This is a genomic window from Halorubrum sp. Hd13 (genome assembly GCF_002252755.1).
GTDB lineage: Archaea > Halobacteriota > Halobacteria > Halobacteriales > Haloferacaceae > Halorubrum.
The window spans coordinates 1-21,093 of sequence record NZ_NHOY01000077.1 but is presented as its reverse complement, the minus strand read 5'-3'; the positions used below and the strand labels follow the sequence as shown (position 1 = coordinate 21,093).

The 21,093-nt window shown below is 71.5% G+C and carries 25 protein-coding genes; 13 read left to right on the top strand and 12 right to left on the bottom strand.

Going from position 1 to position 21,093, the window contains the following annotated elements:
* Positions 1-122: 122 nt before the first annotated feature.
* Together DJ81_RS10375 and DJ81_RS10370 are read left to right on the top strand one after the other, a co-directional pair.
* Positions 123-677, top strand: coding sequence for a DUF5810 domain-containing protein (locus DJ81_RS10375; protein WP_094526080.1), 555 nt, complete (start codon positions 123-125; stop codon positions 675-677).
* A 36-nt stretch (positions 678-713) separates the two neighbouring features.
* A complete protein-coding gene (locus tag DJ81_RS10370) occupies positions 714-1,151 on the top strand; it encodes a DUF5809 family protein (protein WP_094589572.1) in 438 nt (145 codons plus the stop codon).
* Between the two features lie 144 nt (positions 1,152-1,295).
* Here DJ81_RS10370 and icd read toward each other — a convergent pair whose 3' ends face one another.
* From icd to DJ81_RS10355, 3 genes are all read right to left on the bottom strand, one after another.
* Entirely contained in the window at positions 1,296-2,558 is a 1,263-nt protein-coding gene (gene icd / locus DJ81_RS10365) for an isocitrate dehydrogenase (NADP(+)) (RefSeq protein WP_094524111.1), read from the bottom strand.
* 96 nt (positions 2,559-2,654) lie between these two features.
* The gene (locus tag DJ81_RS10360; RefSeq protein WP_094589570.1) at positions 2,655-3,686 is read right to left on the bottom strand and encodes a glycosyltransferase family 2 protein; all 1,032 of its coding nucleotides are present in this window, start codon (positions 3,684-3,686) and stop codon (positions 2,655-2,657) included.
* 78 nt (positions 3,687-3,764) lie between these two features.
* Positions 3,765-5,342: an HTTM domain-containing protein gene (locus tag DJ81_RS10355; protein WP_094558658.1), complete on the bottom strand. Its 1,578-nt coding sequence runs from the start codon at positions 5,340-5,342 to the stop codon at positions 3,765-3,767.
* Positions 5,343-5,466: 124 nt separating this feature from the next.
* Between DJ81_RS10355 and DJ81_RS10350 the strand changes: the two genes are divergently transcribed.
* The 9 genes from DJ81_RS10350 (at position 5,467) to DJ81_RS10305 (ending at position 12,687) form a co-directional block, all read left to right on the top strand.
* Entirely contained in the window at positions 5,467-6,384 is a 918-nt protein-coding gene (locus tag DJ81_RS10350) for an isoaspartyl peptidase/L-asparaginase (RefSeq protein WP_094524117.1), read from the top strand.
* 568 nt (positions 6,385-6,952) lie between these two features.
* Positions 6,953-7,984, top strand: coding sequence for a 2-phospho-L-lactate transferase (gene cofD, locus DJ81_RS10340; protein ID WP_094526075.1), 1,032 nt, complete (start codon positions 6,953-6,955; stop codon positions 7,982-7,984).
* On the top strand, positions 7,981-8,796 hold the full coding sequence (locus DJ81_RS10335; RefSeq protein WP_094589568.1) for a dihydropyrimidine dehydrogenase: 816 nt from the start codon (positions 7,981-7,983) through the stop codon (positions 8,794-8,796). The genes cofD and DJ81_RS10335 overlap by 4 nt, the downstream gene beginning before the upstream one ends.
* A complete protein-coding gene (locus tag DJ81_RS10330; RefSeq protein WP_094589580.1) occupies positions 8,793-9,767 on the top strand; it encodes a triphosphoribosyl-dephospho-CoA synthase in 975 nt (324 codons plus the stop codon). The genes DJ81_RS10335 and DJ81_RS10330 overlap by 4 nt, the downstream gene beginning before the upstream one ends.
* Positions 9,764-10,429, top strand: coding sequence for a DUF447 domain-containing protein (locus tag DJ81_RS10325; protein WP_094526072.1), 666 nt, complete (start codon positions 9,764-9,766; stop codon positions 10,427-10,429). The genes DJ81_RS10330 and DJ81_RS10325 overlap by 4 nt, the downstream gene beginning before the upstream one ends.
* Before the next feature lie 92 nt (positions 10,430-10,521).
* Positions 10,522-10,716, top strand: a complete 195-nt coding sequence (locus DJ81_RS10320) for a 30S ribosomal protein S17e (protein WP_094525791.1) — start codon at positions 10,522-10,524, stop codon at positions 10,714-10,716.
* Positions 10,717-10,822: 106 nt separating this feature from the next.
* Positions 10,823-12,058 (top strand): tripartite tricarboxylate transporter permease, encoded by a 1,236-nt coding sequence (locus tag DJ81_RS10315; protein ID WP_094589566.1) that lies wholly within the window; start codon positions 10,823-10,825, stop codon positions 12,056-12,058.
* Positions 12,059-12,238: 180 nt separating this feature from the next.
* Positions 12,239-12,418: an HVO_2753 family zinc finger protein gene (locus DJ81_RS10310; RefSeq protein ID WP_092565370.1), complete on the top strand. Its 180-nt coding sequence runs from the start codon at positions 12,239-12,241 to the stop codon at positions 12,416-12,418.
* A 2-nt stretch (positions 12,419-12,420) separates the two neighbouring features.
* Entirely contained in the window at positions 12,421-12,687 is a 267-nt protein-coding gene (locus DJ81_RS10305) for an elongation factor 1-beta (RefSeq protein WP_092565372.1), read from the top strand.
* Between the two features lie 105 nt (positions 12,688-12,792).
* On the opposite strand, the gene DJ81_RS10300 is transcribed toward DJ81_RS10305, so the two are convergent.
* From DJ81_RS10300 to DJ81_RS19210, 7 genes are all read right to left on the bottom strand, one after another.
* Complete coding sequence (locus DJ81_RS10300) at positions 12,793-13,167, bottom strand: co-chaperone YbbN (protein WP_170938295.1); 375 nt, start codon at positions 13,165-13,167, stop codon at positions 12,793-12,795.
* Positions 13,168-13,242: 75 nt separating this feature from the next.
* Entirely contained in the window at positions 13,243-14,241 is a 999-nt protein-coding gene (locus DJ81_RS10295; RefSeq protein ID WP_094589562.1) for a Gfo/Idh/MocA family protein, read from the bottom strand.
* A 78-nt stretch (positions 14,242-14,319) separates the two neighbouring features.
* Positions 14,320-14,565, bottom strand: a complete 246-nt coding sequence (locus DJ81_RS10290; RefSeq protein WP_094589560.1) for a hypothetical protein — start codon at positions 14,563-14,565, stop codon at positions 14,320-14,322.
* Between the two features lie 166 nt (positions 14,566-14,731).
* Positions 14,732-14,947, bottom strand: coding sequence for a CbaC protein (locus DJ81_RS10285; RefSeq protein ID WP_094525795.1), 216 nt, complete (start codon positions 14,945-14,947; stop codon positions 14,732-14,734).
* Complete coding sequence (locus DJ81_RS10280) at positions 14,944-16,734, bottom strand: b(o/a)3-type cytochrome-c oxidase subunit 1 (protein WP_094589558.1); 1,791 nt, start codon at positions 16,732-16,734, stop codon at positions 14,944-14,946. Before DJ81_RS10280 ends, DJ81_RS10285 begins: the two co-directional genes overlap by 4 nt.
* Complete coding sequence (locus tag DJ81_RS10275) at positions 16,731-17,246, bottom strand: cytochrome c oxidase subunit II (RefSeq protein ID WP_094589555.1); 516 nt, start codon at positions 17,244-17,246, stop codon at positions 16,731-16,733. The genes DJ81_RS10280 and DJ81_RS10275 overlap by 4 nt, the downstream gene beginning before the upstream one ends.
* A gap of 6 nt (positions 17,247-17,252) precedes the next feature.
* Positions 17,253-17,426 carry a hypothetical protein gene (locus tag DJ81_RS19210; protein ID WP_170938294.1) on the bottom strand — a complete coding sequence of 58 codons (174 nt, stop codon included), beginning with the start codon at positions 17,424-17,426 and terminating at the stop codon, positions 17,253-17,255.
* A gap of 97 nt (positions 17,427-17,523) precedes the next feature.
* On the opposite strand from DJ81_RS19210, the gene DJ81_RS10270 reads away from it, so the two are divergent.
* Complete coding sequence (locus tag DJ81_RS10270) at positions 17,524-17,730, top strand: hypothetical protein (RefSeq protein WP_094525798.1); 207 nt, start codon at positions 17,524-17,526, stop codon at positions 17,728-17,730.
* Positions 17,731-17,761: 31 nt separating this feature from the next.
* Complete coding sequence (locus DJ81_RS10265) at positions 17,762-20,218, top strand: cation-translocating P-type ATPase (protein WP_094589553.1); 2,457 nt, start codon at positions 17,762-17,764, stop codon at positions 20,216-20,218.
* Positions 20,219-20,225: 7 nt separating this feature from the next.
* Here DJ81_RS10265 and DJ81_RS10260 read toward each other — a convergent pair whose 3' ends face one another.
* Together DJ81_RS10260 and DJ81_RS10255 are read right to left on the bottom strand one after the other, a co-directional pair.
* Positions 20,226-20,468 carry a SelT/SelW/SelH family protein gene (locus DJ81_RS10260; RefSeq protein ID WP_094525800.1) on the bottom strand — a complete coding sequence of 81 codons (243 nt, stop codon included), beginning with the start codon at positions 20,466-20,468 and terminating at the stop codon, positions 20,226-20,228.
* A 77-nt stretch (positions 20,469-20,545) separates the two neighbouring features.
* Positions 20,546-21,093, bottom strand: a 548-nt coding sequence (locus DJ81_RS10255; RefSeq protein WP_170938293.1) for a HAMP domain-containing sensor histidine kinase, incomplete at its 5' end; no start/stop codon positions are given.

Genomic DNA, 21,093 nt, shown 5'->3' with positions numbered 1-21,093 from the left:
GAGCGGCCGGGGCTTTGGAGGTGTTCACCGCCGCTCCGCAATCACTCGCTTATAAACAAACGTCGTCATCTCCGTATTCGTCCGACGCCAATTTACGCTTCACGCGCGAACCCGGGCACATAATGGGATACGCGTGCCCCGTCTGCGAGACTCCCCAGCGCGACGGCGAACACCTCGCGCATCACCTCGCCTTCACGGCGATGCTCCACGGAGACGACCACGAGGCGTGGCTCGACGACCGCGTCCCCGACTGGAGCGAGCAGGACCCGGCCGGGCTCGCCGCCGAAGTAACTCCTCGCGCCGAGGACGCCGAGTACCACGAGGTGTTCGAGGACACCGTCGACCGCGGGCGACCCGACGTCGATCTCGGGGACCACGACCACGCGGGAGGGGGCGGGGCCGGACACGGCCACAGTCACCAGGCCGGCCGCGACGCCCCTCGCGCCGGGGGCGCCGTCAACGAGTCGGGCGCGACGGACCCGGAGACCGAAGCCGCGCTGCGCGAGGCCCGCGAGTTGACGCGGAAGATGTTCGAGGACGGCGAGGGCGACGAGGAGGCCGACGCCGATCGCGACGACGCCAGCGGCGACGTCGATGATCCCGACGCCGACGACCCTGCCAACGACGACCCTGCCACCGACGACCCTGCCAACGACGACCCCGATCCGTCCGCGTAACGGAACGCCCTTTTCAGTCGGCGACCAACGCGGCGTATGCACACCAGAGGGACGTTCGCTCCTGAGACCCGCGCCGACGCGCTCGAACGCTACGAGGAGGTCGGCCCGGTCGCGCAGGTCGTCGTCCGCGAGGCGACGAAGGCGATGGAGTTCGGCGCCGACGAGTACGACGAGCGCGTCACGCCGGAGGTCGTCCGGACCGCCCGCGACGCCACCTTCGCCGAGCTGCTCGCGGTCCACGTCGGCGACGAGGCCGAGTTCGACGCGTGGCTCGCCGACAGCGAGTTCGACGCCGACGACGTGGTCCGGATCGGCTCCGGCAACGTCGACAACCTCGTCTGGCACCCGATCCCCTTCGCCGACACCGTGGTCGCGGCGACGTTTCAGGAGGAGCCCGACGCGGCCGCCAGCACCCTCCGCCGGAACGCGTTCGGGCGCGTCTACCGCGAGGAGTTCTACGAGTCCGGGCGGTAACTCCCTCGGCGCTATTCTTCCCGGCGCCGCGGCTCAGTGTCGGAGCGGCGCAGTACAAAAAACGAACCGAGGCGGTGAGCGGCGCTTACGCGAGCTTCTCGATGTTCTCGGAAATCGAAGATTTCCGAACGCTCGAAAAACTGTCTATGACCGTTTTTCGATGTTCTCGACGACGGCGTCGGCGAACTCGCTCGTCGCGAGCTTCTCGCCGCCCTCGATCTGCCGGTGCAGGTCGTAAGTGACCTTGCCGGAGGAGATGGTCTCCTCGACGGCCTCGCGCACGAGGTCGGCGGCGTCCGACCAGCCGAGGTAGTCGAGCATCTCGCGGCCGGAGAGGATCATCGCGGTGGGGTTCACCTTGTCCTCGCCGGCGTACTTGGGCGCGGAGCCGTGCACGGGCTCGGCGAGACAGCGACCGTGACCGCGGTTGATACCGGGCGCGATGCCGAGGCCGCCGATCTGCGCGCCGGCGGCGTCGGACATGTAGTCGCCGTTGAGGTTCATCGTCGCGATGACGGAGTACTCGTCCGTGCGGGTCAGCAGCTGCTGGAGCATGTTGTCCGCGATGCGGTCCTTGACGACGAGCGTGCCCTCGGGCCGCTCGCCGTCGTGCTCCTCCCAGAGCTGGTCCTCGGTGATGACGTCGTCGCCGTACTCCTCCTCGGCGACCTCGTAGCCCCAGTCGCGGAAGGCTCCCTCGGTGAACTTCATGATGTTCCCCTTGTGGACGAGCGTGACCGAGTCGCGGTCGTTGGCGAGCGCGTAGTCGACCGCCTCGCGGATGAGGCGCTTCGAGCCGAACTCGGAGATGGGCTTGACGCCGATGCCGACGGGGCCGTCGTGGATGACGTCGGCCACGTCCATGTCCTGTTCGAGGAAGTCGCGTACCTCCTCGGACTCGTCGGTGCCGGCCTCCCACTCGATGCCGGCGTAGACGTCCTCGGTGTTCTCCCGGAAGGTGACCATGTCCATCTCCTCCGGGTTCTTGACCGGCGAGGGAACGCCGTCGATGTAGTAGGTCGGGCGGACGTTGGCGAACAGGTCGAGCGTCTTGCGGAGCGCGACGTTCAGCGAGCGGAAGCCGGCGCCGACGGGGGTCGTCAGCGGACCCTTGATCGCGACGCGGTGGGTGCGGATGGCCGAGACGGTGTCCTCGGGGAGGTTCTCGTCGTACATCTCTCGGGCGCTGGCGCCGGCGTAGACGCGCATCCACGCGATGGACCGCCCGGTCGCCTCCGCGGCCGCGTCGAGGACCTGCTGCGCCGCCGGCCCGACGTCGGTGCCGATCCCGTCGCCGTGGATGATCGGGATGATGGGATTCGACGGGACGTTCAGCTCGCCGGTCTCCTCGTCGGCGAGCGTGATCGCCTCGCCGTCGTCGGGGACGTCGACCTTATCGTAGCTCATGAACGTTCGTGCGTTGTCGGACCCGCGTAAAGTGCCTGCCGTTTTGTAGCGCGCGCCGAACCGCCCGACGGCGCCGGATTCAGGCTGTTATCCGGCTCACCGCTCCACGACCTCGACGTCGAACATCGACCGCCACCGGTAGCGTCGACCGCCCCAGACGAACGTCCGACGCGCGAGCGCGTACGCGAGCAGTGCCGGCGAAATCAGGACACCCGGACCGGCGAGCAGGAACGTCGCCCGTCGGATCCCGAACCTCGCGTACGCCGCGCCCGACAGGGCCGTGACGAACGCCACGCCCGCTATCGGCGCCAGCAGGCACAACGCCGCGAGGCCGACCGAGAGGAGGAGGTTGACCGCGGCCGCCGCCGGCTCGTGGTGTCGCGTGATCTGGAAGAAGCGGACGAACCGCTCCAGCGACTCGCGCGTCGACCCGCCCGCCGCGACGGTTCGGGCGCGGTCGGCGGCGCTCACGTCGAGGTGCTCCGCGAGGGTCCCGTCGTCGCTGACGGTCCGGCGGAGGTCGCCGAGGAGGGCGCCCTCGTCGAGGTCGTCCCGTTCGAACACGACCGCGCCGCCCCACGCGATTCCGCCGCGGGAGAGCGGCAGCGTCCCGCCGATGACGTACGCCGGTTCGAACAGCCGACCGAGCGGGTCCGCTCCGACGAACACGGGGACCTCCGTCGTCGGTCCCTGTCGATCGTAGTCGGCGTTGAGCTCCGCGAGCCACCCCTGCGGGTGACGGAAGTCGTCGTCGGTCCAGACGATACGGTCGTGTCCGGCGGCCTCCATGCCGGCGGCGATCGCGTTCGACTTCCCCGAACACCCCTCCGGCTCTCCCGCGACGACGACGCGGACGCCGTCCGGCAGGCTGTCGGCCTCCCCAGCGTCGCCCTCCCGTCCGACGCTCTCTCCAGCGTCGCACTCTCCAGCGTCGCACTCTCCAGCGCCGCCATCCCGTCCGACGCCCCCGCCCCGGCGCTCGGCCACCGGGTCGTCGTCGGCGTCGCAGATCACCAACAGCTCGTCGCCCTCGCCGAGCTGGGCGGCCACCTCCGAACACGCCTCCGTCCAGTGAACCGTCGGCAGGAGCACCGACGTCGGCGGGTGAGATCGCTCGCTCTCCGTCACGTCGATCGGTTCGGGCGGGGGACAGATAAGTGGTCAGCCGCTCGTCGGTCGCCCCGGTCGCCGCCCCGGTTCCGAACGTTACCTCGGCCGACACTCCCGCGTTCCGAGCTCCCTGACCCGCGTTTCGCCGCCGTCCGTCACGTCGATCTCGACCGCCGCGGCGGTCACCGACGCGACGTCCTCCCCCGCGAGTCCCGCCGACCGGTCGCAGAGATACGTGAGGAGCGGGTCGACGCGGGCGGGCGCCTCGTCGTCCGCCAGCAGGGTGAGGTACTTCCGCCAGCGCGCGGTGGGGTACGCCCGCGCGTCCGACGGAGGCCGGTCGACCGCGACGGGGTCGCCGTACAGCGCGTCGATCCGGTCGCCGTCGGCGGTCGCCGCCGTCGCGAGGAAGCGCGCGTCGATCGAACTCGGGTTCGGCGCGAACATGTCCCAGCCGTGCTCCGCCGGGCCCGCCGTCGCCGCCACGGGTTCGGGCGCGTCGACGAGCCCGGCCGCCATGCCGTTCCACGCGAGCAGCGACACGAGGAGGACGGCGGCGACGGCGGCGGCGACGCGACCGCGGACCGCCCGGTCCGGAAGGACGCGCGCCGCTCGGTTTCTCGGCCCCTCGTTTCGCGGGTCGCCGACGAGGGCCGACTCCGCGGCCCGGCGGAGCCGCGCGCCGGACGGTCCGACGGCCCCCTCGACGCGGTCCCAGACGAACGGCGGGAAAAACGGGAGCAGGGCGGCCGCCGAGACCAGCGGGAAGACGCCGAGCTGGAGCGTGAACGCCATCGAGAGGTGCGCGGCGAACAGGCATCCGGCGAGCGCGGCCCGGACCCGTCCGGCCGACGCGACGAGCAGCGGCGACGCGACGAGCAGCGCAAGCCAGCCGTAGGTGGCGGCCGCGAGCAGCGGCGCCGCCTCGGGCAGCAGCCCTCCGAGCGGCCCGTGGAGGTACGTGAGCCGGAACACTTGTCCGACCGCCTCGCCTCCGGCCCACGCCGTCCCCCTGAGCTTCTCGACCGCGTTGGCGCCGTAGACCACCACGACGACGGCCAACAGGAGCGCCGACGCCGGGCCGGCGAAACGGTCCTCGCGGGCCGCTCGGACGGAGTCCCCGAGCGACGCGCCGCCGCGCACGGCGTCGACCGACCAGCGCGCGCCGAGGGGGCAGAACAGCCCGGCCGCGAGCAGTTGGACGAGCAGCTTGTCGCCCGCGTTGAGCACGAACGGGTTCCGCGCCTGTAGCGACGCGAGCAGGACCAGCGAGACCGCCGTCGCCACGCGGGTACGGTGGCCGGCCGCGAGCGCGACGGCGGCGACGGCGGCGACGAGGAACAGCAGCGCGACGGACCACGCCTCGCCGGAGAGCGCGTGCAGCGAGAGGCGAGCGGCGAGGGGGTACGCCTCCGCGAGCGCCGAGCGCGGGAGCGCGCCAGCGTCGGTATAAAAGGCCGTCAGGTTCCGAGCGCGCAGTCCGAGATCGACGAGGAGGGCGATCCCCAGCGCGACCCGAAACGCCGCGAGGGCGCGCCGGTCGACTCCGACGCGGGCCCGGACTGCGCTCCGGAGGCGACGACGGACCGAGCCCCGAACGGCAGACTCTCCGTCGGGGTCGGCTTCGAGACCCGCGGCGGGGTCGTCGTCGGCGCGCTCTCGGTGCTCGTCCACAATGGTGGCGACTCCCCGAGGCGCGGAGATAGGTCTTGCGGCGGGGACTCGGATCGACTTCCGCCGCTTTCCCGACCCTTATCGGGGCGCCGGGGGACCTCCGAATATGCCACAGCGCCCCTCGATGCGCGTCGTCGTCCACGGCGGCGCCGGCGGCGTCCCGGACGAACCGGCGCGGAGACAGGAGACGCTCGACGAGGCGGCCGACCGCGGCGCCGACGCCGAGACCCCTCTCGACGCGGTCGTAGCGGCGCTCGCGCCCCTCGAATCGAGCCCGCGGTTCAACGCCGGCGTCGGCGGTGCGGTCCAGTCCGACGGCGTCGTCCGCACCGACGCCGGCGTGATGACCTCGGACCGGGCGGTCGGCGCCGCCTGCTCGATGCCGGGCGTCGAGCACGCGGCGAGCGTCGCACGTGTCGTCCGCTCCGAGACGCCGCACGTCTTCGTCTCCGGCGCCCACGCCGTCGACCTCGCCGACGAGTTCGGCGTCGAGACGGGCGTCGACCTGCTCACCGACGAGACGCGCGAGCGCTACGAGGCGGAGGACCCGCCGCGAGGCGGCCCCCGCGAGCACCTCGACTGGCTCGCGTCGCGGTTCGGGTCCGGGGACGATCACGCGGGGCAGGGCTCCGGGAGCGACGCGGACGGCGACGGGAAGCGCGACGCGCCCGACCACGACACGGTCGGTGCGGTCGCGTCCGACGGCGAGACGTTCGCGGCGGCGACGTCCACGGGCGGCCGGTCGTTCGCGCTCGCGGGGCGGGTCGGCGACGTGCCGCAGGTCGGCTCCGGCTTCTTCTGTACCGAGGCCGGCGGCGCGAGCGCGACGGGGGCCGGCGAGGACATCGCGCGCGTCACGCTCTCGCGGCGAGCCGTCGACTTCCTCGACGAGGGGCTGGGCGCGCAGGCGGCGGCCGACCGGGCGATCGAGGAGTTCGATGAGATCACCGGGTCCGGGGCGGGGGTCATCGTCCTCGACGATGACGGCGTCGGGAGCGCGTTCAACACGGACGGGATGCAGACGAGCGTCGCTCGCGAGTAGTCGTCGATTGGGATCGCGCCGAATACAGACGTATGGGTCAACGCGACGGCTCAGGGAGGACAGCGCGACGGCTCAGGGATGAACGTCACGTGGATTCCCCGAGTACGGGTCGATGCTGGCTGACGGCGCTCCCTATCGAGGTGAGTATGACGAAGACCCCGATTACGACGAGTACGACTCCGAGAACCGGTTCGGACAGCCGGTAGAGCAGCCACCCCATAGCGACGTTTGCACCCGCCAGAGAGAACGGGTAGACGGTCCGTAGCAGGTGCATCGTTCTCGGATAGGTGTACGCAGATACATATTAAATAGGCTACTAAAACACAAACAACCGATTAAGTTTGACCACCGATCGCGTGGCGATCGCCGACGCGCGTCTGGTGAGTCGCATCGAGCCTCCGTCGTCCCCGTCGCCGGCTTATCGATGCTCTAAACGACGGGGACGGCGCGTTCAACGAGGCCTCTGCGGCCCACCACCGCTCGAGGGCCTCATCGGGGTTCCCGACGCCGATCCGCGTCGCCGCCCGCGGAGGCGAGGATACAAATCCGCCCGCCGCCTTGCCCGCGTATGGTCACGTTCCTCGCCGGCGGCACGGGGACGCCGAAGCTCCTCGACGGGGCGACCCGCGTGTGGGACCCCGCGGCGATCGCGGTCGTCGCCAACACGGGCGACGACGTCGAGCTCGGCGGCCACCTCGTGTGCCCGGACGTCGACACCGTGCTGTTCGCCGGCGGCGGCGTCCTCGACCGCGAGACGTGGTGGGGAATCGCGGACGACACCACCGAGACGCACGCCGAGCTGCGCCGGCTCGCAGGGGAGGTCGGACTCGGAACGGCCCCGCGCTACCTCGACGTCGAGGCGCAGACGGCGGGCCGCGAGATCGCCCGCTGGCGGCGCTTCTCCGGCGTCGGCGAGTTCATGGAGATCGGCGACCGCGACCGAGCGGTCCACGTCACGCGCACGAGCCTGCTCGACGAGGGCCGCACGCTCACCGAGGCGATCCGGACGCTCGCCGACGCCTTCGGCCTCGACGTCGGACTCCTCCCGATGTCCGACGACCCGGTCGCGACGCTGGTCCACACCGAGGCCGGCGAGACGATCCACTTCCAGGAGTACTGGGTCGCGCGCCGCGGCGAGCCCGGGGTCGCCGACGTGGAGTTCCGGGGCGCCGCCGACGCCGAGCCGACCGCCGCCGTGCTCGACGCCCTCGCCGACCCCGTGGTCATCGGCCCCTCGAACCCCGTGACGAGCGTCGGCCCGATGCTCGCGCTCCCCGGGTTCGAGGCCGCGCTTCGCGAGACCCCCGTCGTCGCGGTCTCGCCGTTCGTCGGCGACGAGGTGTTCTCCGGGCCGGCGGCCGACCTCATGGCCGGCGTCGGCCGCGACCCCTCGACCGCGGGCGTCGCCGACGCGTACCCGTTCGCCGACGCGTTCGTCCTCGACTCGGCCGACCCGACCGAGCTCCCCGACCGCCACGTCGAGCGTACTGACACCCGAATCGACGACGCGGACGACGCCGAACGCGTCGCTCGGGCCTGCGAGCGCGCGCTGGCGGCGGTGACGGACGCGTCGGCGACCGACGCGGAGGTGGCGGAGTGACGGCGAGCGAAGACGACGGCCCGACCCCGTTCCTCGTCGCCGCCAGTCTCAGCGGCGCGGCCGACGCCGACTGGGCGGGCGCCGCGGCCCCGCACGTCGACGCGGCGATGCTCGGCGGGATCGCGCTTGACCCCGCCAGCCGGGCGGCCGCGCGCGACCTCGTCGCCCGGGGGCGCTCGGAGTTTCTCCCCGCCGAGCCGCTCGCGTGGATCGACCGGCAGCTCGCCGCGCTCGCCGACGCGCCGGTCCGCCCCGGCGTCAACGTCCGCAGCGCGACCGTCGGCCCGGTGCGCGAGGCGGCGGCGGTCTGCGCCGATCGCGACGCGGTCTGCGAGGTCAACGCCCACTGCCGGCAGCCGGAGCTGCGCGCGGTCGGCTGCGGCGAGTCGCTCCTCCGCGACCGCGACCGGCTGGCCGACTACGTCGCCGCCGCGGCCGAGACGGGCGCGACGACGAGCGTGAAGGTCCGCGCCGAGGTCCCGGGCGTCGACCTCGTCGCCGTCGCCGACGCCGTCGCCGAGGCGGGGGCCGACTGGCTCCACGTCGACGCGATGGATTCGGAGCGCGTCGTCGGCGACCTGACCGCGGATGACAGCGGTCTCCGCACCGGGCTCACCGTGATCGCCAACAACGGCGTCCGGGGCCGGCGGACCGTCGCCGAGTACGCCGCGCACGGGGCCGACGCCGTCAGCGCCGGGCGCCCGACCGAGCGTCCGTCCGAGCTCGCGCGTATCGCCGAGGCGGTGCGCGCTTGGCGGGAGGGGGAACTGCCGGCGGACGAGACGGCGCGGCGGCGGGAGGCGCCGCCGTGACCGCCGCCGGCGACCCGGTCGACGACGCGACGCTCGCGCTCCTGCTCGAGGTCGCTGGCACTCCCAAGCCCGGCAACGTCGACCGCCGCCGGGACCTCGGCGACCTCCGGTTCGAGTCGTTCCTGGGCGGGGCGGTCGGCGCCCGCGAGGGGCTCGAACTGGCCGCGGGCGGGGCGGCCCCCGTCGGGGACGCCTTCGAGCGCGCGGTGGTGGGGATGGCCGACCGAGCGGGGACGAACACGCAGTTCGGCTGCCTGCTACTGCTCGTTCCGCTGGTCCGCGCGACCGTCGCGGGAGCGGACGCGTCCGCGGGGCGCTCCGCGCGGGCCCCCTCCCCAGCGGCCGTCGACCGAGTGACCCGCGAGGCCACCGTCGACGACGCGGTCGCGTTCTACCGCGCGTTCGAGCACGTCGACGTCGCGGTCGCGGACCCGCCCGCGGACGCCGCCGAGCTGGACGTCCGCCGCGGGAGCGACGCGGCGCCGACGCTCCGCGAGCGGGGGCTGACGCTGCGGGACGTGATGGCGCTCTCGGCCGATCCCGACCGCTCGGACCGCGCCCCCGACCGCAACGCGCAAGAGTGGGTCGAGGGGTTCCCGCGGACGTTCCGCGCCGCCGAGTGGATACGGGACGATACGGGGCCGCTGACCGATAGGGCCGCGCGCGCCTTCCTCGGACTCCTCGCCGCCGAGCCCGACACGCTGGTCGCCGCGACCCACGGCCTCGAGGCGGCGCGCGAGGCGAGCGCTCGGGCGGCCGCGCTGCTCGACGGAGCGGACGGGGTCGGCTCGGAGACCGCCGCAGGGGTCGGCGGCGTCGACGCCGACGCGGTCCACGGTGCCGACCTCAACGCCGCGGACGGGTTGGCGACGGCGTTCGTCGACGAGGAGATCAACCCCGGGACGACGGCGGATATCACCTGCGCGGCGCTGTACGTCGCGCTCCGACGCGGCGCGGAGGTGGCGCCGTGACCGACGACGGATCCGACGGGAGCCGCGGCGGGGCGGCGGACGTCGCCGACGCCGTCGCGCCGGACGGCTGGCCGGTGGCGCTCCGCGGCGTCACCGAGTCGATCGTGACGACGCTCGGCCCGAACGACCGCTGGAACGTCGCGGCGCTCGGGCTCCACGCGCCGGACGACCCCGCTGACCCCGTCACCGCGCGGACCTACGGCCGAACCCGGACGTGGCGGAACTTCACGGAACGCGGCGGCGGCGTCGTCCAGTTCACGTCCGATCCGCGCACCTTCGTCGACGCCGCGCTGACGGTCCGGGAAGTCGACGAGCCGGTCCTCGAAACGGCCGACGCCTGGGTCGAGGTCACCGCCGAGGAGGTCGGAAGCGAGACGGAGGGCGACACCACGATTCGGACGTGGTCGCTCGATCCGGCCGAGAGCGCGGTGCTCAGAGAGCGCGTGCCGACGATCAACCGCGGGTTCGGCGCGGTCGTCGACGCGACGGTCGCCGCCTCGCGGCTCGACGTGCCCGCCTTCGAGACGGCGGAACTGCTCGACCGGCTGGCGTACTTCGCGGACGTGGTCGACCGCTGCGGCGGGCCGGCCGAGCGCGAGGCGTTCGCCCGGATAGACGAGGCGACCGGCTGGCGGGAGCGGGCGGGAGGCGACGAGGAGTGACCGCGACCGAGCGGGCGATCGACGCGAGCGCGCCTGCGGCCCGTTCGCGGCGTAACGAACCCTTTTAGTTCGGCCCGGCGGTATCGCTCGGTATGGCCATCAAACCCAAGTACATCAAGCAGCTCGGAAACGTCCTGCTTGAGCGGTATCCCGACTCGTTCAACACGGACTTCGAGACGAATAAGGAGAGCGTCACGGCCCTGACGACCGTCGAGTCGAAGGGCGTCCGCAACCGGATCGCCGGCTACGTCACCCAGAAGAAGTCGCAGGCGGCCCAGAAGGCGTAAACGGGCTCGAGTTTTCGACCGCCTCGCCTCAGTCCCGCCGAGCCGCGGCGCTCGGCTCACCGATCACCCCGCCGCTTATGCCTCAAGCCGCGGCCACCTCGCCGCGATGGACGCCCTCGTCCGCCCGGTCGTCGACCCGACCTTCGCGGCCGCCGCGCTCGCGTTCCTGTGCGGCGGCGTCGCGCTCGGCGCCGTGAGCGGGCTCGTCCCGGGCCTCCACGCGAACAACTTCGCGCTGTTGCTCGCCGGGTTCGCCCCCTCCGTCTCCGCCGACCCGCTCCTCGTCGGCGTCGCGATGCTCGGCGCGGGCGTCGTCCACTCCTTCCTCGACATCGTCCCCGCGCTCGCGCTCGGCGTGCCCGACGCGGCGACGGCGGTCGCGGCGCTGCCGGGTCACCGGCTCGTGATCGCCGGCAGGGGGCGCGAGGCGATCCGGCTGTCGGCGGTCGGCTCCGGGCTGGCGGTCGCGCTCGCGGCGCCCCTCGCCGTGCCGATCACCTGGGCCATGGTCCGCGGCTATCCGACGGTACGGGCGCACCTCCCGCTGCTTCTGGCCGGCGTCGTCGCCTTTCTCGTGCTCACCGAGTCGTCGAAGCGGGCCGCGGTCGGCGGCTTCGTCGCGTTCCTCGCGAGCGCCGCCCTCGGCTTCGCGACCCTCGACGTCGACCCCGCGGCGCCGCTCGACGCCGGCGGCGTCCTCGCGCCGCTGTTCGCCGGGCTGTTCGGCGCGCCCGTGCTCGTCGACGCGCTCGGCGGCGAAGGCGTCCCGCCGCAGGCCGACGCGCGGATCACGATGGGTCGCCGGGACCTCGGCGTGAGCGCCGGCGCCGGGTCGCTCGCGGGCGCGGTTGTCGGCTACGTCCCCGGCGTCTCCGCGGCGATCGCCGCCGTCGCCGCGCTGCCGGCGGTCCCGCGCGAGGAGGGCGACCGCGGGTTCGTCGTCGCCACGAGCGGCGCCAACACGGCGAACACGATATTCGCGCTGTTCGCGCTCGTCGCGCTCGGCACGCCCCGAACGGGCGTCACGGTCGCCATCGATCGCGCCGGGGTTCCCTTCGCGCTCCCGATCCTCCTCGCGGCCGCGGGGACCGCGGCGGCCTGCGGGTTCGCGCTCGTCCTCCTGGTCGGAGACGCGTACCTCCGCGTCGTGGGGGACGCGGACTACACTCGGCTGTCGGTCGGCGTCCTGGCGCTGCTCGCCGCCGTCTCGTTCCTGTTCGCGGGGGCGTTCGGCGTCGGCGTCTTCCTCGTCGCCGGCGTGCTCGGGCTCGTTCCGCCGCGGGTCGGCGCCCGGCGGGTCCACCTGATGGGCGTGCTGATCGGACCGCTGATCGTCGGCTGAGCGCCGCGATCCTTCGTTGCCGCCGACCGCGAGTCGCGCTCCGCGGTCCTCCGCTCCCACCTACCGTCAGCCGCGCTCCGCGGGCTCGACGCCCGAGCGTCGAGGTACCGCATCGCACGCCGCGATCGGCGTCGGCCTCAAAGAACAACGGTTAAAAGTCGCGCGGTGGTGTTTCAGAGTATGAGCGAGAGTGAAACGCAGGGCACCCGTCAGTGTGTCTCCTGTGGTATTCAGGTGGCCGGTATGAACGCCGCGCGGTTCTCCTGCCCGGACTGCGGGGCGACTATCCACCGGTGCGCGAAGTGCCGGAAGCAGAGCAACCTCTACGAGTGCCACGACTGCGGCTTCCGAGGGCCCTAGTTATGGGAGACGTCGCCGCCAAAATCAAGGTCATGCCGAACAGCCCCGAGGTCGACCTCGACGACCTGCAGGACCGACTCGAGGAGTCGCTCCCGCAGGGCGCGAAGATCCGCGGCTTCCAGCGCGACGACGTCGCGTTCGGCCTCGTCGCCCTCCTGCCGACAGTCATCGTCCCCGACGGCGCGGGCGGCACCGAGGCGGTCGAGGAGGCGTTCGCCGACGTCGACGGTGTCGAGTCCGTCGCCGTCGAGAACGTGGGCCGGCTGTAAGGTCGACGCCGGCGTCGACCCGGAACTCGGACGCGTTTTCGTTCCGTTTCGCACCGTTTCTTTCGCTTCGCCAGCGACGAGCGCGTCTCGTCCCGCCGTGACCGGTTACTCCGTGTGTTTGCGGACCCAGGCAGAGAGCTCCTCGCCGGGGATGAATCCCTCCGCTCGGCGCGCGACGGGCTCGCCGTCGACGAACAGCACGAACAGCGGGACGCTCCGCACGTCGAACCGCTCGACGAGCGGCGGATCGTCGCGGGGGTTTATGAGGGCGACATCGACGTCGAGCGCGCGGGCGACGTTCCCGAGGACGGGCTCCATGCTCGCACAGATGCCGCACCCGTCGGTGTAGAACTCGACGAGCGCGGCGTCCGCGTCGGCGACGAACGCGTCGAGCGCGTCCGCGTCCGCGAGCGGCGTCGGACGACGGGCGCTCTCGTCCCCTCCCGCCCCGGCGTCGTTGGCAGCAGTATTGGACATTATACGCACTATTCGGGCCGAATGCTAATAAACGCTCGCTCGACGGGGTTGCGCACGCGACCCGTCGGCGGATCGGGCTCAGGAAACGTCGACAGCGCCGCCCTCGGCGGCGCTCTCGGCGAGCGCGTCGACGACCCACATGTTCGCTATCGCCTCTCCACCGCCGGTCAGCGGGACGGTGCCGTCCGCGACGCAGTCGGCGAAGTGTTCGACCTGCAGCCGGTACTGGTCCACCGGGTCGAACGTCTCGACGCCGCGCCGGTCGTCGATCTCGTAGGTCAGCTCCACCGGCTCGTCGTCGGGCGCGTCGAACGCCCGCTCGACGTCGATCCAGCCGTTCGTCGCGTCGATCCGATAGCGCTGGACGAGCCGCGTGTCGAAGCCGGAGGCGACCCGCGCCGACCGGCCGTCCGCGTACTCCAGCACGCCGGCGAGCTCCGTGTCGACGCCGGCGTCGCGGGTGTCGTTCGCGTGCGCGTACGCCCGGTCCGGCTCGCCGAGGACCGCCCTCGCGAGAGACACGGGGTAACAGCCGACGTCCATCAGCGACCCGCCGGCCAGCGCCGGGTCGAGCCGTACGTCGTTCGGTCGGCCGTACAGCGGGAACCGGAACGCCGAACTGACGGTACGCACGTCGTCCAGTTCTCGGTCGACCAGTTCGAGGACCCGCTCGGTGCGGGGGTGGTACCGGTACATGAACCCCTCCATCAGCGTGACGCCGCGGTCCTCGCAGTGGTCGACCACCTCGCGCGCCTCCGCCGCGTCGGCCGCGAGCGGCTTCTCGCAGAGCACGTGAAGCCCGGCGTCGGCCGCGCGGGTCGTCCACTCGGCGTGGAGCCCGTTCGGCAGGGGAACGTAGACCGCGTCGAGCTCGTCGTCGTCGAGCAGCGCCTCGTAGGAGCCGTAGCTCCGCGGGATCGACTCCGACTCGGCGAACGCCGCCGCTCGGTCGCCGTCGCGCGATGCGACCGCGCCGACCGCGTGGTCGCTCGCCGCGATCGCCGGGATCACCGCGTCGCGAGCGATCCCCGCGGTGCCGAGCACGCCGAACGTAAGGGGGTCACGCCGTGTTGACATACGCGACCACCGACGGGCCGGATCATAAAAAGGGTCGGTGACTCCGCCCCGGGCCGGTCGGCGGTCGTCCGCGCCGCGCTACCGCTCCGGGGGCTCCGGATCCACGAGCGGCGAGTCCGCGTTGGCGCACTCGGGTCGACCGCAGACGCCGGCGTCGTCGCCCGCGCGCGAGACCCCGTCGGCGAGCGACTCGATCTCCCACCTCACCCCGTGGCCGGTCGCCGACTCGTGCTCGTCGAGCGCGGCCCGCGCGGTCGGGAGGCCGTCGTACCTCGCCTCGAACGAGCAGTCGACACACCTGACCGCGACGCGCGTCCGTGCCATAGCGAATATTGGTCGGAGACCACAAAACCCTCGCGGTGTGACGGCCGTGCGGAACCGGAACCGGCAGACCGAGCACCGACGGGAGGAACGGCGGACCGAGAGTCGATAGGAGGAACTGTAGGCCGAGAATCGACCGAGGGATCGGCCGGACGGAGAGGTCCAGCCCCTACGCCGGCTCGTCCTCCTCGGGCTCGGTCCGCCAGCCGCCGGTCAGGGTGATCACCCACAACAGCACGCCGGCGAGCACGAAGACGGCGGCCATGTACGGCAGCAGCGGGAGTTCGATGCCGACGAAGTCGAGTACCGTCCGGATCTCGTAGACGATCACGCCGAAGACCGCGAACGCGACCAAGAGCCCGCCGCGGGTCATGTCGAAGCTCATAGGATCACCCCGGCGAGCGAGGCGGCGCCGCCGACCGCGCCCAGTATCGGCGTCACCGCGGCCGCGAGCGCGTCGAGCGTCGGTGCGATCCACGCCGGATACGTGCCCACGCCCGGGCCGAGCAGTCCGCCGCGGTTGATGATCGCCGCCAGCGGGAGCGCGTACGCGAGGACGACGAGCGTCAGTGCGATTCCCACCCAGAGCCGGAGGCTGTCGAGCACCTGCGGGGCGTCGTCGGGGCCGGACAGCGCCGGCGGGAGCGACTCGGCGAGCCCGGACACCTTCGGGTTCCCCATCGTGAGCACGAGGTTCCCGATGAACAGCACCGTCGAGACGAACAGCAGCGTTCCGCCGATGGCGATCTGGACGTTGAGCTCCTCGAACCCGCCGAACATCGTCGGGTAGTCGAAGCCGCTGTACTCGGGTTCGGCGGTCCGGCGGGGCACGCCCATGATCCCCTGGGCGTGCATCGCGTTGGACATCAGCGCCATGCCGACGAACCAGACGACCACTTGGAACAGCCCGATCGCCCGGCTGTACACGGGTTTGTTGGAGATCTGCGGCCAGATCCAGTAGGTGGCGGCCATGAAGGTGAGCGCGACGGCGGTGCCGACGGTGAGGTGGAAGTGGCCGGGGACCCAGATGGTGTTGTGGATCATGTAGTTGATGTTCATGCCGGCGTTGACCATGCCGGAGAAGCCGCCGGCGGCGAACATCAGGCCAGCGAGCATCATGCCGGTGAACTCGGGCTTGCGCCACGGGAGGTCGGTGAGCCAGCCGAGGAGGCCGGTGCCGCCGCGCTGGCGGGCGCCGTACTCGACGCTCGCGACGACCGTGAACGCGGTGAGCAGGCTCGGCAACAGCAGGAACATCGTGTTGGTCATCGAGATGAACTTGAACCCCTCGGCGATCCCGGGGTCGAGGTACTGGTGGTGGATGCCGACCGGGGTAGAGAGGAGGAGGAAGAGGACGAACACGACGCGTGCGAGGGGGTCGCTGAAGAGGCGACCGCCGGCGATCTTCGGGAGCACCGTGTACCACAGGAGGTAGGCGGGCATGAGCCAGAAGTAGACGACGGGGTGGCCGAAGAACCAGAACAGGGTGCGGGTGAGGGTGGGGTTGACGGAGTCGATGAAGCCGAGCGACCACGGGAGGAGGAAGATGAGCACGGAGGCGGCCACGGCGGAGGAGGCGATGTACCACATGGCCATGGTGGTCAACACCATGAACGTCTGGAGCGGGATGCGTTCGTCGGGGTGGTCGCGTTTCCAGGCGAGGAAGGTGCGGAACCAGTCGGCGCCGGCGATCCAGGAGCCGACGATGAAGACGGCGAGGCCGGCGTAGAACATGGGATGCGCCTGGAGGGGTGCGTAGAAGGTGAAGAGGACGTCCGCGCTCATGTCGAGCGCGGGGACGAAGCCGGCGAGGATGGAGACGCCGGTCATGGTCATGCCGACCGCCATGATCGCGTACCACGTCCAGGTGATCCGGATGTCGATGAGCGGTCGGTCGAGGCTCCGGGTCACCGCCCAGGTGAACAGCCCCACGAGGAAGAACGTGGTGAAGCTGATCGCCAGGAACACGCCGTGCGCGGTGAGGGACGTGTAGTAGTCGGTCGAGGAGATGATCCCCCGGAATACCCCGGTTCGGTGGAGCGTCTGGATGATCCCGAAGATCGCTCCGAGCGCGAGCGCGAGGAAGGAGCTGAGGAGCGCGGCGCGGACGATCCGCGCCTCGTCGGGGAACTTGTCGACGAAGGACTGCTCGGCCTCGATGGCGTCGCTCACGCGTCGTCACCCCCGCTGTTCCGCTCGTCGAACTCGGCCTGACTGACGACGTTGACCTTCCCCTCCATGACGTGGTGGCCGGCGCCGCAGTACTCGTTACAGATGAGCCCGTACTCCTGTCGGTCGTCGGTTTTGACAGTTATTTTGGAGACTTCACCGGGAACGACCATCGTGTTGGCGTTGGTGCCGGCGACCTCGAACCCGTGGATCACGTCCCGAGAGGTGACGTAAAACGTCACGGTGCTGTTTTCGGGGACGACGATCGGACTCGGCTCGAAGCCGAACTGGTAGGCGACGACGTAGGCGACGTACTCGTTGTCGCCGACCTGTTCGACGCGGGGTTCGGAGAAGCGGTCGTCCTCGTCGAGCGCTTGGGCGTCGATGGGGGGTTCGCTGTCGGAGACCATGGCGACGCCGGGGCCGACGGCGCCGTAGGTGACCGAGCCGATGAGCAGCAGTATCAGGAGGATGGACGCCGCGAGCCAGAGTTTTTCGTAGGCGTGAATGTGCATACGTTGTCACCCCACGACGACCAGGTCGCGGCCGAGGAACTCGATGTAGTAGATGTACACCCACGCGAGCAACAGGATGACGAAGTAGATCGCGATGAGCGTGAGGGTTCCGATCGGGTCGAACTCCTCTTCACCGCTCACATCGTCACTCGATGCGTGTGCGGCTTGGTTTTGTCCCATAGGCCGGCTTATAGACTGAAAGATATATAATATCGATCCGTTCTCGGGGGCTGAAAACACGGACGTTATATATGTTGGCTGGCCCGTACGTTTCGATATGGAATTCTCGCTCCAGCGGGCCGTGCTCCTCGTGTTGGGCGGCCTCGTCCCGGCAGCGGTGTTCATCGCCGACCGGGCGGAGATATTCGTCGCCGTGACGCTCGTGAACGTGTTGATCATCTGGGGGAGCCTCCACGTCGCGACCGGCGGGAGCCTCCGCCCCGGGTCGGCCTCGTCCGACGCGGCGGATCCGGACGAGGCGTAGCGTCGTCGGCCGACCGCCGGACTCGAACCCAATGTCGAACTGCACCCTCTGTGACCTTCCGACGGGGGACGACCCCCACACCGCCCCCGACGTCGACGGCGAGTTCTGCTGTCGCGGCTGCCTCGCGGTCGCCCGCTCTCTGGACGACGTCGACGACGTCGACGACCTCGACGAACGTCGCCCCGAGGCGCGGGCCGACGAGGCGTTCGACGGGGAGACGACGTTCCTCCACGTCGACGGGATGCACTGTGCGACGTGCGAGTCGTTCCTCGAACTGACCGCCGGCGAGCAGGAGGGCGTCGCGGCCGCGGAGGCGAGCTACGCCACCGACACGATCCGCGTCGACTACGATCCCGACACCGTGAGCGCCGCGGACCTCCCCGAGCGGCTCTCGGTCGCGGGGTACACCGCGAGCGACCGGGCCGACCCGGACCCGGACGGCGACGACGTCGCCGTCGTCCGCTTCCTGATCGGCGGCGGGCTCTTCGGGATGATGGCGATGCTGTGGTACGTCCTCTTCCTGTACCCGACCTACTTCGGCTACGAACCGATCCTCGACCTCGGCGGCGTCTCGGGCACCTACCTGTTCGCTCAGGTGTGGGTGTTCTCCTCGATCGTCCTGTTTTACACCGGCTATCCGATCCTGCGGGGCGCGTACGTGAGCCTCCGGGCGCGGCAGCCGAACATGGACCTGTTGGTGTCGCTGGCGGCGGCCAGCTCGTACGCGTACAGCACGCTCGCGATGCTCCTCGGCCGCACCGACCTCTACTTCGACGTGACGATCGCCGTGATCTTAGTCGTCACCGCCGGCAACCACTACGAGTCGCTCATCAAACGGCGCGCGACCGGCATGCTCTCCGACCTCACGACGGCCGGCGACCGGACGGTCCGAACCGAGTCCGGCGAGACCGTCGCGGCGGAGGCGGTCGACCCCGGCGATCGGCTCCTCGTGCGCCCCGGCGAGCGGGTCCCCTTCGACGGGACCGTGGCCGAGGGGACCGCCGCCGTCGACGAGGCGCTCGTCACGGGCGAGTCGCTCCCGGCGACGAAGCGGGAGGGCGACGAGGTCCGCGGCGGGACGGTCGTCACCGACGCGCCGGTCGTCGTCGAGGTCGGCGAGGACGCGACGAGCACGCTCGACACGCTCGTTCGGCTCCTGTGGGAGATCCAGAGCTCGCGGTCGGGCATCCAACGGCTGGTCGACAAGCTCGCGACCGTGTTCGTTCCGCTCGTCGTCGCCGTCGCCGTCCTCGGCGCGGCGGCCACCTTCGCGCTCGGATCGGCGCCCGTGGACGCCGCGCTCGTCGGACTCACGGTGCTCATCGTCTCGTGTCCCTGCGCGCTCGGGCTCGCGACACCGCTCGCGATCGCCGCCGGGATCCGCGACGCGGCCCGCCGCGGGATCGTGATCGTCTCGGACGCCGTCTTCGAGGAGGCGGCCGACATCGACACCGTCGTGCTGGACAAGACGGGGACGCTCACCGACGGCGAGATGCGACTGCTCGACACCGTCACCGACGGCGCGTCGCCGGACGAGGTGCGCCGCCGAGCGGCGGCGGTCGAGCGCGCCTCGGTACACCCCGTCGCCGAGGCGATCGTCGACGCTGTCGCCGCCGACGGCGGGAGTTCCGCACGCGACGACGCGAGCGCCGGACCGGAGACGGCGACCGACGGGGGTGTGACGGCCGGCGACGAGGGCGACGGGACGCGACCCGCCGACGCGCCCCCCGACGCCGCCGACGGCACGTCGACCGCTGCGGTGACCGTCTCGGACCGCGGCGTGACGGGACGGGTCGACGGCGAGGAGGTCGTCGTCGGCCACCGATCGCTGTTCGCCGGGGCGGAGTGGACCGTCCCGGCGTCGCTCGACGCGGCCGGTGAAACGGCCCGCGAAGCGGGGCGAGTCCCCGTCTTCGTCGGCTGGGAGGGGTCGGTCGTCGGGGTGCTCGTCGTCGGCGACGAGGTCCGTGACGGCTGGGAAGCGGTCGTCACCGACCTCGCCGACGGCGGGCGGCGGGTCGTGGTGCTCACCGGGGACTCGGCCGCCGCCGCCCGGCGGTTCGAGGAGCACCCCGCGGTCGACGAGACGTTCGCGGAGGTGCCGCCGGAGGCGAAAGCTGAGACCGTGCGGCGGCTCGCGGCGACCGAGCGCGTCGCCGTGGTCGGCGACGGGAGCAACGACGCGCCGGCGCTCGCCGCGGCCGACCTCGGCGTCTCGGTCGCGAGCGGGACCGACCTGGCGGCCGACGCCGCGGACGCCGTCCTCCTGGAGGACCGTCTCTCCGCGATCCCCGAACTGTTCGCGGTCACGCGCGGAACGAACCGGCGGCTCAAGCAGAACCTCGGCTGGGCGTTCGTCTACAACGCGGTAGCGATCCCGATGGCGATATCGGGCGTGCTCAACCCGCTCCTCGCCGCGCTCGCGATGGCGACGAGCAGCGTCCTCGTAGTGACGAACTCCGCGCGTCCGATTTATAAAGAGGAGTGACGAGGCCTCACGCCGTCGCGCCGACGTGCGGCCTGACGGCGCGCACGATGGCGTCCACGTCGTACTCGTCTTCGGTCTTGTCGAAGACGACCTCGTCGCCCGCGCGGACGACGAACACGCCGTCGTCACCCGTGACGAGGGCGACCTCGTCGAGGTCCTCGCCGAACTGCTTGAACAGCGCCTCCGAGACGTCCTGAGCGCGGTTCAACATCCCGCACGGTACGCAGTACTCGATCTCGACTCGGGTCATACGTCTCGCGTTTCGCGTCGAACGGACTTAAAAACCCGCCGCGCGGTCGGATCCTCCCACGGCGATCGCTCGTGTCGCTACTCCGACCGGTCGACGCCGGTGATCTCGAACCGCGCGCCGCCGCGGTCCCCCTCGCCGATCCGCAGTTCCCATCCGTGGGCGTCGACGATCCGATCGACGATCGCCAGTCCGAACCCGGTTCCGTCGGCAGACGACGTGACGCCGGTCTCGCACACTTCGTCGACTCGGTCCGTCGGGATCCCGACCCCGTCGTCTTCGACGAAGAAGCCGTCCGCCCCGTCCAGCGTCCCCACGCGAACGGTCACGTCGCGGCCGCCGTGTTCCACGCTGTTCCGAAAGAGGTTCTCGAAGACGTGCGACAGTCGGTCGCGGTCGGCCCGCACCGTCGCCGACCCGTCCGCGCGGAGCGTCGCGTCCGCCGTGTCCACGCGCGACCAGCGGAGCGTCGCGTCCGCCGTGTCCACGCGCGACCAGCACTCTCGCGCGCACTCCGCGAGGTCGACGTCGCCGGCGTCGTCGACGCTCTTCCCCTCGCGGGCGAGCGTGAGCGTCTCGTCGATGATCTCGTCCATCCGATCGAGCGCGGGCTCGGCCGCCTCGATGT